The organism is Bradyrhizobium sp. 134 (assembly GCF_023074155.1).
Taxonomy (GTDB): domain Bacteria; phylum Pseudomonadota; class Alphaproteobacteria; order Rhizobiales; family Xanthobacteraceae; genus Bradyrhizobium.
Genome location: NZ_JADPKX010000069.1, coordinates 177,485 through 195,015 on the forward strand (window position 1 = coordinate 177,485; position 17,531 = coordinate 195,015).

At 65.6% G+C, this 17,531-nt stretch carries 11 protein-coding genes and 1 pseudogene; 9 read left to right on the forward strand and 3 right to left on the reverse strand.

Translation table 11 applies throughout. The annotated features are described in order from the left end of the window. The first annotated feature begins 80 nt into the window (after positions 1 to 80). The 3 genes and pseudogenes from IVA75_RS26010 (at position 81) to map (ending at position 5,080) form a co-directional block, all read left to right on the forward strand. Positions 81 to 854: a helix-turn-helix transcriptional regulator gene (locus IVA75_RS26010; RefSeq protein WP_027567168.1), complete on the forward strand. Its 774-nt coding sequence runs from the start codon at positions 81 to 83 to the stop codon at positions 852 to 854. A gap of 250 nt (positions 855 to 1,104) precedes the next feature. Continuing rightward, positions 1,105 to 4,252 (forward strand): annotated as a pseudogene (locus IVA75_RS26015) (GAF domain-containing protein). Positions 4,253 to 4,330: 78 nt separating this feature from the next. After that, positions 4,331 to 5,080 (forward strand): type I methionyl aminopeptidase, encoded by a 750-nt coding sequence (map, locus tag IVA75_RS26020; protein WP_247289999.1) that lies wholly within the window; start codon positions 4,331 to 4,333, stop codon positions 5,078 to 5,080. 10 nt (positions 5,081 to 5,090) lie between these two features. Here the strand turns inward: map and IVA75_RS26025 are convergent, their stop codons facing one another. The 3 genes from IVA75_RS26025 to IVA75_RS26035 form a co-directional block, all read right to left on the reverse strand. Next, positions 5,091 to 6,455 (reverse strand): MFS transporter, encoded by a 1,365-nt coding sequence (locus IVA75_RS26025; RefSeq protein ID WP_247289520.1) that lies wholly within the window; start codon positions 6,453 to 6,455, stop codon positions 5,091 to 5,093. Positions 6,456 to 6,600: 145 nt separating this feature from the next. Next, positions 6,601 to 6,849, reverse strand: a complete 249-nt coding sequence (locus tag IVA75_RS26030) for a DUF3551 domain-containing protein (protein ID WP_027567164.1) — start codon at positions 6,847 to 6,849, stop codon at positions 6,601 to 6,603. Between the two features lies 1 nt (position 6,850). Next, a complete protein-coding gene (locus IVA75_RS26035; RefSeq protein ID WP_247289522.1) occupies positions 6,851 to 7,171 on the reverse strand; it encodes a DUF3551 domain-containing protein in 321 nt (106 codons plus the stop codon). Between the two features lie 252 nt (positions 7,172 to 7,423). On the opposite strand from IVA75_RS26035, the gene IVA75_RS26040 reads away from it, so the two are divergent. From IVA75_RS26040 to IVA75_RS26065, 6 genes are all read left to right on the forward strand, one after another. Continuing rightward, a complete protein-coding gene (locus IVA75_RS26040) occupies positions 7,424 to 8,143 on the forward strand; it encodes an outer membrane beta-barrel protein (RefSeq protein ID WP_027567162.1) in 720 nt (239 codons plus the stop codon). A 455-nt stretch (positions 8,144 to 8,598) separates the two neighbouring features. Next, complete coding sequence (dnaE, locus tag IVA75_RS26045; protein ID WP_247289525.1) at positions 8,599 to 12,102, forward strand: DNA polymerase III subunit alpha; 3,504 nt, start codon at positions 8,599 to 8,601, stop codon at positions 12,100 to 12,102. A gap of 115 nt (positions 12,103 to 12,217) precedes the next feature. Further along, positions 12,218 to 12,736 (forward strand): hypothetical protein, encoded by a 519-nt coding sequence (locus IVA75_RS26050; RefSeq protein ID WP_027518200.1) that lies wholly within the window; start codon positions 12,218 to 12,220, stop codon positions 12,734 to 12,736. Positions 12,737 to 12,845: 109 nt separating this feature from the next. Next, positions 12,846 to 13,586: a carbonic anhydrase gene (locus IVA75_RS26055; RefSeq protein WP_247289528.1), complete on the forward strand. Its 741-nt coding sequence runs from the start codon at positions 12,846 to 12,848 to the stop codon at positions 13,584 to 13,586. A 209-nt stretch (positions 13,587 to 13,795) separates the two neighbouring features. Then, positions 13,796 to 16,300 (forward strand): caspase domain-containing protein, encoded by a 2,505-nt coding sequence (locus IVA75_RS26060; protein ID WP_247289553.1) that lies wholly within the window; start codon positions 13,796 to 13,798, stop codon positions 16,298 to 16,300. A gap of 221 nt (positions 16,301 to 16,521) precedes the next feature. Beyond that, the gene (locus IVA75_RS26065; protein ID WP_027567157.1) at positions 16,522 to 17,514 is read left to right on the forward strand and encodes a 30S ribosomal protein S2; all 993 of its coding nucleotides are present in this window, start codon (positions 16,522 to 16,524) and stop codon (positions 17,512 to 17,514) included. Positions 17,515 to 17,531: the final 17 nt, after the last annotated feature.

Below are 17,531 nucleotides of genomic sequence, written 5' to 3' on the forward strand. Positions count from 1 at the left end.
CATATGCACCGCCTTCCCAAGCCCAAGAAGGCCTGGTATTATCCTAGTATTCCCTAGGCCCTCCATCGAGGCACGTCACCATGGCCGACCCACGCCGCGTCGAATTCGGCGACTTTCTCAGGTCCCGCCGCGAAAAGCTGTCGCCGAAGACGGTCGGGCTTCCTGCCGGCCGGCGGCGCCGTACCGCGGGCCTGCGCCGCGAGGAGGTGGCGCAGCTCGCCGGCATCGGCGTCGACTGGTACATCCGCCTCGAGCAGGGGCGCACCGTCAGCCCCTCGGTCACCACCATCGACGCGCTGGCGCGTGCGCTACGCCTCAGCAAGACCGAGCACGCCCATCTCAAGGCACTGGCCCGCGACGGCGACAGGCGCGCGTTCACGCGCGAGATCGTGCCGCCGCCAATTCGGCGGATGATCGAAAGCCTGAAGCAGCCGGCCTACATCACGGGGCGGCGCTGGGACGTGCTGGCCTGGAACGCGGCGGCCGAGGAGATCTTCGGGTTCGGACAATTGCCCGAGCAGGACCGCAACACGCTGCTGCTGGTGCTGACGAACAAGCAGACGCGAAAGTTCTACGGTGCCGGCTGGGCGGATGTCGCGAAGAGCATGGTTGCGATGTTTCGCGCCACTCACGACGTCTGGGCCGGCGATCCCGCCTTTACGGAATTGCTGACGCGGCTGCGCCAGGGCAGTCCGGAATTCGTCAAATGGTGGGAAGCGCACGAGATCCGCAGCACTGCCGCGGGCCTCAAGACCATGAACCATCCGACCAAGGGCGTGCTCCGGTTCGAGCACACGAGCTTTCAGGCCAATGACGATCCGGCGCTGAAGCTCGTGATCTACACGCCGGTGTAGGGTGGGCGTGGGGCTTGGAGCCGCCTAGCGGCAGCTGGACCGACCTGGTGGAAGTCCGGGTCGATGGCCAGGCTTCCAGGGGACGGTGATGACGGGAACCTAAATGCCATCATGCGGTTATTGCGCAGACATTTGTGCCACCTGCCTGCATCACTCACAGGGTCAGGCGGGCTCACGGTCGAAGCGAGCAGCAGCGGGACGATCAAACACTGGCTCATCGTGGAGCCAGGAAAGTGGCAGGGGAAGACCAATGACGACAGCGACCGGGGTCCGCTCGGCCGATCGCAATTCCGTCTTAGCCACGCTCGGCGACTACATCCGAGAGATCAACAATCCGGACGATCTCGCCTATGCCGCGGCAGAGCTGCTTGGCCGCAGCCTGAACGTCAGCAGGGCAGGCTACGGCACGGTCGACACCTCAGCCGAGACCATCACCATTGTCCGCGACTGGAACGCACCGGGCATCCTGAGCCTCGCAGGCGTGCTGCGCTTCCGCGACTATGGCAGCTACATCGAAGACCTCAAGCGGGGCGAGACCGTCATCTGTGCCGATGCGGAAAAAGACCCTCGCGTCGGCGATCGTGCCGAGGCTCTCGAGGCGATCTCTGCGCGCGCGCTCGTCAACATGCCGATCTCCGAACCCGACGGGGTGGTGGCGCTGCTGTATCTGAACAATGCCAGGCCGCGCGAATGGAGCCCCGAAGAGCTGGAGCTTATCCGCGATGTTGCCGAGCGCACGCGCACGGCCGTAGAGCGCCGACGTGCGGAGACGGCCGTCCGGGAGAACGAAGCCCGGCTGCTTTTCCTGGACACACTCAACAAGGAGACGGCCAAGACCCGTGATGCCGACGGCGTGATGGCGGTGACGACCAGGATGCTTGGCGAGCATCTCGACGTATCGAGCTGCGCCTATGCCGATATGGATCCCGACCAGGACGGCTTCACCATCCGCGGGGATTGGGCGGCGCCGGGCGCGGTGCATATCCTCGGGCACTACAGTCTGGCTGACTTCGGCAAGAAGGCGGTGCGAGAGCTCGGCGCCGGCAGGCCCCTTATCATCAACGATAATTTGAAGGAGCTTGCGCCTGAGGAAGCCGCCACTTTCCAGAACATCGGGATCGGTTCGACGATCTGCATGCCCCTGGTGAAAGAAGGGCGCCTGACCGCCCTGATGGCGATTCATCACCGGGGCCCGCACCAGTGGACGCCGCGGGAGCTCGCCTTGCTCACCGAGGTGACCGAGCGGTCGTGGGCTCACATCGAGCGCGTCCGATCGGAGCAGGCGGCGCGGGAGGCTGCCGAACGACTGACGCTTGCGAACAACGCCGCTGGTATCGGCACCTGGGACTACGACCCGGTCAACAACGTTCTTCGATGGGACAGGCGCTGCAAGGAGGTGTTCGGTTTATCGCCGGACGCCGAAGTCAGCTATGAAGGGTCGTTCCTGAAGGGCCTTCATCCCGAAGACAGGCAGCGCGCCCACGAGGCCGTGTCCGCAGCGCTGACGCCGCACGCGCCGGCACATTACAATATGGAATACCGAACCATCGGCATCGAGGACGGCGTCGAACGCTGGATCGCCGCCACCGGTCAAGCCATCTTTGCCAACGGCCAGGCTGTTCGGTTCATCGGGACGGTTCTGGATATCACCGCGCAAAAGAAAACCGAGCGTCATCTCAGAATACTGAATGATACCGGGGCTTCGGTCTCTCGCGAACGCGGCCTCGAGACAATCGTCCAGATCGTGACGGATGCCGGCGTCGGCCTCACGGGTGCTCAATTCGGTGCCTTTTTCTACAACGTTCTGGCGCCGGATGGCGGCAGCTACGTGCTGTATTCGCTGTCGGGTGCGCCGCGATCTGCGTTTGAAACCTTTCCGATGCCCCGCAACACCGCGGTCTTTGGCCCGACCTTTGAGGGCTCTGGCGTGGTGAGGTCCGACGACATCCTGCAGGACCCCCGCTATGGCAAGAACGTGCCGCGGAAAGGCATGCCCGAGGGCCATCTTCCGGTCCGATCCTACCTGGCGGTCCCCGTGATCTCGCGAACCGGCGAAGTCCTCGGCGGACTTTTCTTCGGCCACGCCGAGACGGGTAAATTCCAGGCCGAGCATGAGGCCGCCTTGCTTGGTATTGCCGGCCATGCCGCCACCGCTATCGACAACGCCCAGCTCTTGACCCGGCTCGAGGCGCTCAATGCCGGATTGGAGCAACGTGTTGCCGACGAAATCGCCGAGCGCATGAAAGCCGAAGAGCAGTTGCGGCAATCCCAGAAGATGGAAGCCGTCGGGCAATTGACCGGAGGTATTGCCCACGACTTCAACAATATGCTGGCCGTGATCCTCGGCAGCTTGAACCTTGCCAAGCGGCGGCTCGGCAGGGGAGAGGTCAGCATAGACCGCTTCATCGAGGGCGCGATCGACGGTGCAAATCGCGCAGCCACGTTGACGCAGAGGCTGCTCGCGTTCTCGCGCCAACAGCCTCTCGCGCCTGAGGTCGTGGACATCAACAAGATGGTCGGCGGGATGAGCGAGCTGCTCGAGCGGTCACTCGGCGAGCTTATCCGCCTCGAGACGGTGCTGGCGGCTGGCCTCTGGCGGGTCAAGGTAGACCCGGCCCAGCTGGAAAGCGCCGTGATCAATCTCGCGGTCAATGCGCGCGATGCCATGCCAAAGGGGGGCAGGCTGACGATAGAAACCAGCAACGCCTCGATCGATCGAAAGTATGCGCGCGAGTATGCACTCGCACCCGGGCAGTACGTTCTGGTGGCCGTGACGGACAACGGCACGGGAATTCCGGCCGATGTGCTCGGCAAGGTGTTCGATCCGTTTTTCACGACCAAGGTCGTGGGCAAGGGCACCGGCCTCGGCCTCAGTCAGGTCTACGGTTTCGTGCGGCAGTCGGGCGGCCATGTCAAAATTGGCTCGGAAGTCGACGTTGGCACGACCGTGAAGATCTATCTTCCACGCTTCGCCGGCGAGGAGGCGGGCTCGGACCTGTCGCAGCAAGAGATACCCGCCGGTGCGAGCCATCAGAACGAAACCATTCTCGTCGTGGAAGACGACGAGCGTCCGCAGCATGTCTTCCGAAAGCCTGCGCGAACTCGGCTACGTCGTCATCGAGGCAGCCAGTGCCAGAGAGGCGATCAGGACGATCGAAAATGGTTTCGTTCCGGATCTGCTGTTCACGGATGTCGTCATGCCCGACATGACCGGCGCCGAGCTTGCGGCCGAGCTGTCGAGACGATACCCCGCGCTGAAAGTGCTGTTCACCACCGGCTACACGCGCAATGCAATCGTTCACAATGGCGTGCTCGATGCCGGCAAGCATCTGCTTCCAAAGCCCTTCGCTATCGAAGACCTGGCTGCCAAAGTCCGCATCTTGCTCGACGAAATCTGAACGCGTTTTGGAAACGATCTCTCCCGTTTGCAAGCCGCCGTCACAAGCGCTATGTCCCGGCTTTCGGAAGAGCACGACATGACAATCTCGGATGACAACGACCTCGCGCGCCTGAAAGAGATCGGGCGCATCGTCGCCAATACCCTGGAGGCAATGGGGAAGGCGCTCGAGCCGGGCATGACCACCTCCGAGCTCGACCGCATCGGGCGAACACTGCTGGAGGCTGCCGGCGCACGTTCGGCTCCGGAGCTGGCCTACGACTTTCCCGGGGCGACGTGCATCAGCGTGAACGAGGAGATCGCTCATGGCATCCCGGGCGATCGGCGGATCGCGCGCGGGGACCTCGTGAACATTGACGTGTCAGCCGAGAAGAACGGCTTCTTTGCGGACACGGGAGCGTCGTTCGCCGTTCCGCCCGCAACCCGCGCCGTCGAACGTCTTTGCAGGGATGGCCGGCGCGCGATGTGGACGGGCCTGCAGCAGGTCGGAGCCGGCAAACCGATTGCCGGTATCGGTCAGGCCATCGGGACCTTTGCGCGGAAGAACGGTTACAGCCTGGTCAGGAACCTTGCCAGTCACGGCGTCGGCCTGTCGCTCCATGAGGAGCCGACGGAGATCGCAACATGGCCCGACCGCTCCGAACGCCGCATCATGAGCGAAGGCCTGGTGTTCACCGTCGAGCCGTTCCTGTCCCTTGGCGCCGAATGGGCACAGGATGGCGATGATCCGTGGACGCTCTACAGCAGCCCCGAGGCGCCGACCGTTCAATACGAACACACCGTGATCGCAACCCGAAGCGGACCGTTGATCGTGACGCTCGCTGGTTAAGGAGGCGTCCTCAAGCCACCGGATCTCGGGCAGCATCCGAACGGCTTCGATCATCCGGCGCCAGCGGCGGTGCCGGTCTCGCCGGGGGATTCTCCGGTGGGGCCGCGCTGCTTCCCGAGCGGATATCGGCTGGAGCAGACTTGGCTGCAACAGACTTGGCTTCAACAGACTTGGCGTCCCGATAGGCGACGATCCAGATCAGGAAACCCAGAACCGCCAGCGCGGCGCCGACGGGCCCCGTGGAGGTCCACCCCAGCCCCTCGCGAATGGCGAGGCCGCCGAGGAACGGGCCGAGCGCATTGGCGGTGTTGAACGCCGAATGGTTGAGTGCGGCGGCGAGCGCCTGCGCGTCTCCGGCGACGTCCATCAGCCGCGTCTGGAGGATGGCTCCGAGCGAGACGCCGGCGCCGATGGCGAAGACGTCTGCCGCCAGCGCCCAGGGATTGCCGGCGGCAAGCGGAAACACCAGCAGCGCAACCGCCGAGAACAGAAGGATGCCGCCCGCCGTCGGCATCAGCGCACGGTCGGCAAAGCGCGGTATGACCAGATTGCCGAGCGTGGCGCCGATGCCGAACACGGCCAGAAAAAGCGGTATGAGCGCGGGGCTGACCTTGGTCACCTCGATCAGCGTCGTCGCCAGATAGGTGTAGACCGCGAACATGCCGCCGAATCCGATGGCGCCGATCGCCAGCGTGATCCAGACGCGGCCGCTTCGCAGCGCTCCGAGCTCCCGCAGCGGATCGGACCGGCCAGCCTGGTCGCGCGGCGCGAACAGGGCGCACAGCAGCACCGTAAGCAACGCCAGCACCGACACGAGGCCGAAGCTCGCACGCCAGCCGATGGCCTGCCCAATCAGATTGGCCAGCGGCACACCGATGATGGTGGCGCCGGTCAGGCCGAGCATCACCTGGCCGATCGCCTGCGAGCGACGATGTTGGGGGACCAGCGAGGCTGCGACCAGCGCGGCGATGCCGAAATAGGCGCCATGCGGCAAGCCCGAGAGAAAACGCGCCGCGATCATCGAGCCAAAGCCCGGCGCCAGCGCGGTGAGGGCATTGCCGAGCGCGAACACGGCCATCAGAACCAACAGCTGCGCGCGCCGCGCCAACCGTGCGCCGAGCACGGCGATCAGCGGCGCGCCCAGCACGACGCCGAGTGCATAGGCGCTGATCGCGTGTCCTGCGGTCGGCTCGTCGATCCCGAGGTCGGCGGCGAAAAACGGCAACAGGCTCATCGATGCGAATTCGGTGGTTCCGATCGCAAAGCCGCCCATCGCGAGCGAGAACAGGACGATGGCGAGATGAGGGGGCGCAGAGACCGCGGTCGCGCGGGGCGAGGTCGCTTGCTGCGATGTCGCTTGCTTCGATGTCGTCATATGTCCTGCAATGGTGGCGTCAACGGGAACCAGCCCAGCGAACGTCGCCACCCCTGCAAGATTTCTCTGTCGTACTTAAACCCGGATCAGCCCGCGTCAACACTGGACGCTCAATGCGGGGCAGGCCGCATATCAGCGTCCCGATTTAGTTGACGCGACTCGGGCGGCGAGGGGGCTTCTTCTGCGCAAAATACGGGTTGGCCACGCACGTCGCCGATCGACCGACGGCCAAAAATCTGCACTGCTCGAGCGAGGCGTAGCGGCAATCGAAATAGCCGACGGGACCGTAGATCTGCATACAGACCGGATAGCTCGGATCGTAGGTCTGCGCGTGCGCAGGCGCGCCCGCGAGGAACAGGCCGATCGCGAACAGCGCGAGGCGAGCGCGGCGCATCTCAGCGCGGCACGTAGTAACCGGGTGAATAGCCGGGCACCTGGGCGCGCGGCCTGTTCTGATATGCATAGGGATCGTCGCTCTGGCCCGCGAAATACGGGTTCGCGATACAGCTGAGGGCGCGGCCCGATGAACTCGCCTGGCACTGCGCGTAAGTATCGAACGTGCAATTGCTCAGCCCCGGCCATTCATCGCCGGTGAGACAAAAGGCATGGTGAGTACCGAACGCGCGCGCCGGCGTGCTTGCGTCGAGCGTGAGCGCAAATGTGGCGAGTGCGAGCGAAAATGTGGCGACAATGGGGAGAGCAATTCGTCTGCGCATTCAATTCTCCAATCACGCGAACGTGCGCGCGACGTTGTCACGCGCACGTGCTGCAGACGTCGTGTAGCCGACGATGGAACTCATGAAAACACTTGTTTCAAAGGATTTCCCGCGCGCGCTGGTAAATCTTCATTAATGAAGCGCGATCCTTTGGCGCGGACTGTGGCGTCGAGGTTACAGCAATTCCGTCGAGCGCTGTTATGACGACGCCACGGCCCGGGGGCCTAACGACGAAACTGGAACGGGAATCAAATGAACAAGAATCTGTTGCTTGCTGCTGTGAGCCTTGTCGCGCTCGGCGCGGCTGCACCGGCGGTGGCTGCTGACCTCGCTGCGCGGCCTTACACCAAGGCGCCGGCGATGGTTGCCGCGATCTACGACTGGAGCGGCTTCTACATTGGTGTCAACGGCGGCGGCGGTTCCGCGCATTCGACCTGGGATCTCGTCGGCGGTGGCCGTGAAGGTTCCCACGATGCGACGGGCGGCACGGTCGGCGGTCAGATCGGCTACCGGATGCAGTCGGGCCAGTGGGTGTTCGGCATCGAAGGTCAGGGCAACTGGGCTGACTTCTCGGGCGACAACGTCAGCGCGCTGTTCGCCACTCGCAACCGCTCCAAGATCGATTCGTTCGGTCTGATCACCGGTCAGATCGGTTACGCCTGGAACAACGTCCTCATTTACGCCAAGGGCGGTGCGGCTGTCGCCGGCAGCAAGTATGAAGTCTCGACCCTTGGCGGCGCACTGCTGTCCTCGAACGATCAAACCCGTTGGGGTGGCACGGTCGGTGCCGGCCTCGAGTACGGTTTCGCCCCGAACTGGTCGGTTGGCGTCGAGTACAACCATATCTTCCTGCAGGACAAGAACGTCACCTTCGCGCTGGTGCCCTCGACCGACCGCATCCGTCAGGATGTCGACATGGGCCTCGTCCGCCTGAACTACAAGTTCGGCGGCCCGAGCCTCGGCCGTTACTGAGCAGAAGCCTGATCTCGATCGCTCGACTTCGAGCGGTCGGCGAAAGCCCCGGCCATTGGCCGGGGCTTTTTTGTTGTTCAAGTTCAGCGGGTTAACCATTCGGTTTCGAGGTGGCGAAGATGGCTTGACTCCTGAGAACGAAATGAGAACAATGTTCTTCATACGTTCTCGCCATGGAGCAAGCCATGTTCAGGATTTTCGTCGAAGAAGCCGCCGCGCTAGCCTCGATCGCGCTGTTTGTCGGGATGATCGCGATCTGGGCCCAGGTGCTCCCGCAGCTCTAGGCGCGGGCCTAGGTTGGGGAAAAGCAGGACGACGCGGCCGATTGGCCGCTCCGGCGTGGACTCTGGCAGCGTGGCGCCCCACCATTGTGAGGCGAGTCGGCCAGGCGAGTGCAGGATGCCTCCGGTGCCGGCGACCGCTCCATCTCATCTGCAAGAGGCCGTCACGCGACCATGCCGAGCGCCGGATTTGTCCACCTTCACGTTCACTCGGCCTATTCGCTGCTCAAGGGCTCGATCAAGATCGCCAAGCTCGCCGAGCTAGCCAAGAAAGACCATCAGCCGGCGCTGGCGCTGACCGACACCGACAACATGTTCGGTGCGCTGGAGTTCTCCGACAAGATGGCGGGCTCCGGAATCCAGCCGATCGTCGGCTGCGAACTCGCGATCGAATTCGGCGACCAGGATCCCACTGCCCGCAACGCGCTTCTGCCCTCGCGCGTGGTGCTGCTGGCCGCGCAGGAGCGCGGCTACCGCAGTCTGATGCGGCTGAACTCGCGCGCGTTCCTGGAGACGCCCGACACTCATGCCCCCCACATCAAGTTCGACTGGCTCGAAGGCGAGACCGAAGGCCTGATCGCGCTGACGGGCGGTCCGGACGGGCCGATCTCGCTGGCGCTTGCCGGCGGTTACAGCGAGCTCGCGGCGGCGCGCTGCGAGCGTCTCGCCAGCTTGTTCGGAGACCGCCTCTACATCGAATTGCAGCGCCACAACACCGAGAAGGAGCGGCGGGTCGAAAGCAGCCTGATCGACATCGCCTACACCAAGGGCCTGCCACTGGTTGCGACCAACGAGCCGTATTTCGCCGCGACCGACGATTACGAAGCCCATGACGCGCTGCTCTGCATCGCCGGCGGGCGGCTGATCGCGGAGACCGAGCGCGAGCAGCTCACGCCCGATCATCGCTTCAAGACCCGCGCCGAGATGGCGGTGCTGTTCGCCGACATTCCGGAGGCGCTGGCCTCGACGGTGGAGATCGCCGAGCGCTGCTCGTTCCGGCCGATGACGCGCAAGCCGATCCTGCCGTTCTTCACGGTCGGCGCTGCCGCAAGCTCCGATGCCGCCTCCGTCGAGGCGGCCGAATTGAAGCGGCAGGCGGAGGAGGGGCTCGCCAACCGCCTGCGCGTGCACGGGCTGTCGCAAGGCACGACGGAAGAAGATTACAACGCGCGGCTTGCGTTCGAGCTCGACGTCATCATGCGCATGAAATACGCGGGCTACTTCCTGATCGTCTCCGACTTCATCAAATGGGCAAAGGGACAGGGCATCCCGGTCGGGCCGGGCCGCGGCTCCGGCGCAGGCTCGCTGGTTGCGTGGGCGCTGACCATCACCGACCTCGATCCGATCAAGTTCGGCCTGCTGTTCGAGCGCTTCCTCAATCCGGAACGCGTCTCGATGCCGGACTTCGACATCGACTTCTGCCAGGACCGCCGCGGCGAGGTGATCAGGTACGTCCAGGAGCGCTACGGTCGCGACCAGGTCGCGCAGATCATCACCTTCGGTACGCTGCAGGCCCGCGGCGTGCTCCGCGACGTCGGCCGCGTGCTGCAGATGCCCTATGGGCAGGTCGACAAGCTCACAAAACTCGTGCCGCAGAATCCGGCCGCGCCGGTGACGCTGGCGGCGGCGATCGAGAGCGAGCCGAAGCTGCAGGCGTTCCGCGACGAGGACCCGGTGGTGGCGCGCGCCTTCGACATCGCGCAGCGCCTCGAAGGCCTGACCCGCCACGCCTCGACGCATGCGGCCGGCATCGTGATCGGCGATCGGCCGCTGAGCGAACTCGTGCCGATGTATCGCGATCCGAAATCCGACATGCCGGTGACCCAGTTCAACATGAAATGGGTCGAGCCGGCCGGCCTCGTGAAATTCGACTTCCTCGGTCTGAAGACGCTGACCGTGCTCGACGTCGCGTGCAAACTGCTCAAGCCGCGCGACATCCATGTCGATCTCGCCACGCTGCCGATCGACGATGCCGAAAGCTACCAGATGCTGGCGCGCGGCGAGGTGGTCGGCGTGTTCCAGGTTGAAAGCCAGGGCATGCGGCGTGCGCTGGTCGACATGCGCCCCGACCGTTTCGAGGACATCATCGCGCTGGTCGCGCTCTATCGACCGGGTCCGATGGCGAACATCCCGACCTATTGCGCGCGCAAGCACGGCGACGAGGAGCCGGAATATCTCCACCCCGTGCTGGAGCCGATTCTCAAGGAGACCTTCGGCGTCATCATCTACCAGGAACAGGTGATGCAGATCGCGCAGGTGATGTCGGGCTATTCGCTCGGCGACGCCGACCTTCTGCGCCGCGCCATGGGCAAGAAGATCCGCGCCGAGATGGAGAAGCAGCGCGAGATCTTTGTCGCCGGTGCGGTGAAGAACGGTGTGCCGAAGGGGCAGGCGGACACCATCTTCGAGCTGCTGGCGAAATTCGCCGACTACGGCTTCAACAAGAGCCACGCGGCGGCCTATGCGCTGGTGTCCTACCACACCGCCTACATGAAGGCGCATTACCCGGTGGAGTTCATCGCGGCGTCGATGACGCTCGATCTCAACAATACCGACAAGCTGTCCGAATTCCGCGCCGAGGCGCAGCGCCTCGGTATCAAGGTCGAGCCGCCCAACGTCAACCGCTCCGGCGCGACTTTCGAGGTCGGCGACAAGACCATCTACTACGCGCTCGCGGCGCTGAAGGGCGTCGGCATCGCGGCCGTCGAGCAGATCATCGCGGAGCGGACCAAAAACGGCCTGTTCACCTCGCTCGCCGACTTTGCCGCGCGGGTGTCGCCCCGCGCGATCAACAAGCGCATCATCGAAAGCCTCGCCGCTGCGGGGGCCTTCGACACGCTGGAGCCGAACCGGGCGCGGGTCTTCGCCGGCGCCGACTCGATTCTCGCCGCGTGCCAGCGGGCGAACGAAGCCGCAACCATCGGCCAGAACGACATGTTCGGCAGCTCGGCCGACGCGCCGACCATCATGCTGCCGCAGATCGAGCCCTGGTTGCCGGCCGAGCGGCTGCGCCGCGAATATGACGCCATCGGCTTCTTCCTGTCGGGACATCCGCTCGACGATTACGCCACCGTGCTGAAGCGGCTGCGCGTCCAATCCTGGGCCGAGTTCTCGCGCGCGGTGAAGACCGGCGCCACGGCAGGCAAGGTCGCGGCCACGGTGGTGTCGCGGATGGAGCGTCGGACCAAGACCGGCAACAAGATGGGCATCATGGGGCTCTCTGACCCCACGGGTCACTTCGAGGCGGTGCTGTTCTCCGAAGGCCTCGCGCAATATCGCGACGTGCTGGAGCCGGGCGCCGCGGTGCTGCTCCAGCTCGGCGCCGAGCTCCAGGGCGAGGACGTCCGCGCGCGCGTGCTCCACGCCGAGCCGCTGGACGAGGCCGCGGCCAAGACGCAGAAGGGCCTGCGCATCTTCGTGCGCGACACCAAGCCGCTTGAATCGATCGCCAAGCGTCTCGCCGGCCCCGACATGACCGCTTCGAACGGCGCCGCGCCGAAGGTCGGCAGTCCCGGCACCGCGCCGCGCTCCAACGGCGACGGCGAGGTCTCGTTGGTCATGATGCTCGACCTCGAGACCGAGGTCGAGATGAAGCTGCCCGGCCGCTTCAAGGTCTCGCCGCAGATCGCCGGCGCCATCAAGGCGGTCGCTGGCGTCGTGGACGTGCAGCAGCTCTAGCCACACGCACGCTGTTGCAGGCGATTGCATGTTTTGCGTGGGGGATGCTACCGCCCTGTTGCAACCTCTCGCTGTTTTCCGTTAGCATGCGCTCGGGGAAAAATCTGGGGGCGTGATGCTATTGCGTGGGCTGGTATTGCTCGTGGCTGCGGCACTGCTGTGCGGCTGTGAGACGGCGAGGAGCGGGCTCGGATATTCGGAGACGGTACGAAAGCTGGGTCCGCCGAAAGCCGGGCAGGCCCGCGTCGTCGTGTTTCGCGAGAAGGGCTTCGGCGGCATCGGCGATCCGGACTGGGAATTTTCCCTCGACGGTACGCCGATCAAGGGCCTGAAGACCGGGACATATGTCTATGTCGATCGCCCGGCAGGCCAGCACCAGTTCGTAGCAGAGGAAGCAGCGCTCGGTGTCACGCGCGTGGACTTCTCGGCTCAGTCAGGCCAGACCGTGTTCTTCGTAGCGCGCTTCAGTCAGCGCAAGAGCGCCATGATCGCGAATGCGAGCACTGGGGTGCTGGGCTGGGGTCTCACGCTTGCGATGACGTCCGGCTATAAAAACCAGGGGCCGCTGGATTTCCTGCCTTTGGATGAACCGGCCGCCCGGACGACGATCGCAGAGCTTCGGCTGGCGGAATAGCCCCGCGCGAATTCGGTCCCGCCCGCACCGTCATTTGTGGTGTCGTCACAGCGTTGCGGCTATGATCACCGTGAGGCCGTTGGCCCATCGCGCCGGGAGGGATCGTGACATGTGCGACAAGTGCAATGAATCCCCACATGAGAGGATCGCGCCGTCGCGGCGGTCCGCGATGTTGTTGGGCGCCTCGGCGCTCGGCCTCGCCCTGACCGGCAGAGCCTTCGCCAAGGAGACCAAGACGCCGCCAAAGCCGCAGAACGTGCTGTCGCCCGACGCATCATTGAAGCGCCTGACGGAAGGCAATGCGCGCTATGTCGACGGCGTGTCGCGGCGGCACGATTTCAAGCACGAGCGCGAGGCGCTGGTCGGCGGACAGAATCCGTTCGCGGCCGTGCTGAGCTGTGCCGATTCGCGCATCGCGCCGGAATATGCCTTCGACACCGGCCGCGGCGATCTGTTCGTTTGCCGCGTCGCCGGAAATTTCGCGGGCACCGAAACTGTCGCCAGCATGGAATACGCGGTCGCCGTGCTGAATACGCAGCTGATCCTCGTGCTCGGCCATGACGCTTGCGGTGCGGTCGATGCCACGCTGAAGGTGATCAAGGACAACAAGCCGCCGCCGGGCCATATTCCCTCGCTGGTCGATGCGATCGCGCCCGCCGCCAAGGCTGCGATGCAGCAGGGTGGGGACGTCCTCGACAAGGCGATCCGGCAGAACGTCATCGACAACGTCGCGAAGCTGAAGTCGGCAGCGCCGATCCTCAATGCGGCCGTGGAGCAGGGCAAGCTGAAGGTCGTCGGCGGCATCTATCGGCTCACGACGGGAACGGTCGACCTGATCGCGCAGATCTGACGAGACGGACCGGCTCGCGCCGGCTCGTTGTCGCGAGGCTGACGCAGGCGCCTGGCGTTGGTGCCGGGCGCCATGCCGCCGCCTCAATCCAAGCCTTCGCTATTTGGAAGCCTTTCGTTCAATTGGAAGCCTTTCGTTCAAGTGCCATTCAGCTGGCCACGCGTCTGATGCGTGGCGGCACCTCAACAACAAAAACGGGCAAGCAAGCCATGCGTGGGACGCTCAGAGCCTTCATTTGCCTCCTCCTGCCGGTCGCGGTCCTTGCCGCAGGCGCGCCCGATCCGGCGCGTGCGCAGCAGCAGGAAAAGCGTATCGCGCTCGTGGTCGGCAACGGCGCCTACGCCAAGTCGCCGCTGGCGACGACGGCAAACGATGCCGGCCTGATCGCGCAGACGCTGCAGGCGGCGGGCTTCGACGTCGTCGGCGCGCGCGATCTCGACGGCGACACGCTGCGCAAGAGCTTTCGCGATTTCATCCAGAAGGCGCAGGCCTCAGGCCCGGGCACCGTTGCGATGGTCTATCTCGCCGGCTATGGCGTGCAGCTTGCGGGTGAGAACTACTTCATCCCGGTCGATTCCAACATCACCCGCGACACCGACATTCCGACCGAAGGCCTGCGCATCGGCGACTATCTCCGCCAGCTGGCTTCCGTTCCGCTCAAGGCCAACATCGTCGTGCTCGACGCTGCGCGGGCGCAGCCCTTCGTGGAGGGCGGCCAGCAGATCGCGAGCGGACTTGCGCTGGTCGAGCCCGACGCCAACATGCTGATCGCTTTCAACGCCGCGCCGGGCACGGTGGCGCCCGAGGAGCCCGGACCTTACGGCATCTATGCGCAGTCGCTGGCGGAGATGATCCGCACCGGCGGCCTGCCGCTGCCCGAGGTGTTCGACCGCGTTCGCCTGCGCGTCAACGAGGCCAGCAAGGGCGCGCAAGTGCCCTGGAACGAGCAGAAGATTTCCGCCCAATTCTCGTTCTTCGAGCGCGGGCCCGACGCGCCGCCGCCTGAGGCCGCACCCGACCAGGTCGCCGCGATCCGCAACAAGCCGATCCGCGATCTCGGCGTGCAGGATGCCTATGCCGCCGCGCTCACGCGCGACACGCTGCCGGCCTACGAAGAGTTTCTCACCGCCTATCCCGGCGACCCGCTGTCGAAGCGCGTGATGGCGATCGTCGCGGCGCGCCGCGAGGCCATCACCTGGCGGCGAACCTATCGTAGCGACACGCCGGAAGCCTATTGGTCGTACCTGCGTCGCTATTCGCGCGGTCCGCATGCGGCAGATGCGCGCCGGCGCCTGGCGATTCTCACCGCGCCGGCCGAGCCGCCGCCGAGCTTCGCGATGATCGACTACGACGTGCCGCCACCGTCGCCGGAGGAGGTGGTCTATGTCGACCGTCCCGTGCTGTATTTCAGCGATCCGGATTTTGGCTTCGCGCCGCCACCGCCGCCGCCGGTCTACTATCTGCCGCCGCCGCCGCCGGATTTCGTCGTGCTGTCGCCGCCGATGCCGGTGATCGGCCTGTTCGTGCTGCCGCAGCCGATGTTCGTGCCGATTCCTGTGTTCGTCAGGCCGCCGCTCTATGTTGCTCCGCCGCCGAACAACATCATCTATCAGAATATCCATAATAGGACGGTCATCAACACGGTGATCAACCAGCCGCCAGCACCGCCGGCAGGTGCGGGTGCCGGTGTCGGAGCGAGCAATCTCACGCCGGCCATTGCCGGGCGCACCAATCCGGCTGGTCCCGCCATGCCGCAGGCAGCCGTGCAGCGCGCCGCCCTGATTCAGCAGGGCAAGGCGCCGATGCCAGCGAGCGCAACGATGCAGCCGACGGCGAGGCCAGGAACGCCCCCGGCGACGCCCGCCAATGCCGCGCCGACCGGGACGCCACCGACCGCTTCACCTGCCAGTCCACTTGTCAGTCCACTTGCCACGCCACCGGCCAAGCTGCCCCAAGCCAACACGCTGCCGGTTCCCGGCACCCATGGCGGTCCGCCCGTACCGCCAGCGGGAGCCGGGCCTCTGCCGGGCGGCAGACCCGGGCTGCCCACGGCCACTGCACCCGGCGCGCCGCTGCCGAACCATCCGGGGGCGCCGACCACTGCTGCTCCCGGCACCACGCCGCCAGCCCATCCCGGTGCGCCGACCGGCGCATCGGCGACGGCGCCCACGGCGACAAACCCGGCCGCTGTCCCCGGCCAACTGCCGAAGCCTCCGGTGGCCCAGACCCCGCCCGGGACCGGGCCTGGGGATCATGGCAAGTCCGCGATCCGCGAGCCGGCTGGTTCGCCGTCTGCTGCCCGCACGCCTCCGCCTCCTGGCCCGGTTGGACGACCGGTCACGCCGCCGCCCTCGGCGGCGCGGGAGCCGATCCGGCCGCAGCATCAGCCGACCGCTGCTCCCGCCCAGGCTGCCCGGCCGTCGGCTCCACCACCGCGGCCTCAGGCCGTGGCTCGGCCAGCGCCTCCGCCTCCGCCGCGTATTGCGCCGCCGCCACCGCCACGGGCGGCTCCGCCCGTGGCGGTCGCTCGGCCGGCGCCGCCGCCAATGGCGCGACCCGCGCCGCCGCCGCCGGTCGCCCGGCCGGCGCCACCTCCGCCGCCCCGGATGGCCGTCGCGCCACCGCCGCCGCCGCGCCCGGCAGCACCCCCACCGCGTCCTCCGGCTCCGCCGCCGGCGGCAAAGAAGTGCCCGCCGAACCAGCCCAGATGCTAGGCAGGGGCTAGGCCGCAGCGTGGTCTTTAAGGAAGGGGGCCTCTCGCGGGCGAAAGCCGCCCCGAAAGGCCCTTATTTCCTTGCTTCTGGTCGAAATCGCGCTATACACCGCGCCATCTCACACGGAAGCATGGCTCACAAGGCCGTCCGGTGGCAGCCGGGGCGACAACGCTCTGTCCTGCTCACACGCTTCCGGAGGAACCAACCGGAGAATTAGAACGATGGCACTACCCGATTTCACTATGCGTCAGCTCCTCGAAGCCGGCGTGCACTTTGGTCACCAGTCTCACCGCTGGAATCCGAAAATGGCGCCGTTCATTTTCGGCGCTCGCAACAACATCCACATCGTCGACCTCGCGCAGACCGTGCCGTTGCTGCACAACGCCTTGCAGGCGGTCAGCGACACCGTCGCCAAGGGCGGCCGCATCCTGTTCGTCGGCACCAAGCGCCAGGCACAGGACGGCGTTGCCGACGCAGCCAAGCGCTGCGCTCAGTACTTCGTCAATTCGCGCTGGCTCGGCGGCACGCTGACCAACTGGAAGACGATCTCGGGCTCGATCAAGCGCCTGCGTCATCTCGACGACGTGCTCGCCGGCGGCGATGCCTCCTCCTACACCAAGAAGGAGCGCCTGACGCTTCAGCGTGAGCGCGACAAGCTCGACCGCTCGCTCGGCGGCATCAAGGACATGGGCGGTCTGCCCGACCTGATCTTCGTGATCGACACCAACAAGGAAGACATCGCGATCCAGGAAGCCCAGCGGCTCAACATCCCTGTCGCGGCGATCGTCGACACCAATTCGGATCCGAAGGGCATCACCTATGTGGTGCCGGGAAATGACGACGCCGGCCGCGCGATTGCGCTCTATTGCGATCTGATCGCGCGTGCAGCGATTGACGGCATTTCGCGCGCCCAGGGCGATTCCGGCATCGACGTCGGCGCTTCGGTTCGGCCGGCCGCAGAAGAGCTGCCGGCCGCCACGAGCGGCTTCCAGGGCCTCGCCGGTCCGCGCGGCACCTCCGACGACCTCAAGAAGCTCCCTGGCGTGTCGGGCGCGATCGAGAAGAAGTTCAACGACCTCGGCATCTTCCACTTCTGGCAGCTGGCCGAGCTCGATCACGACACTGCGCACAAGATCGGCGAAGAAGTCGGCCTGCCGAGCCGCGCGGACGCCTGGGTGGCCAAGGCCAAGGCGCTGACCGCGGAAGCGGAATAAGTCAAAAAGAGCGATGG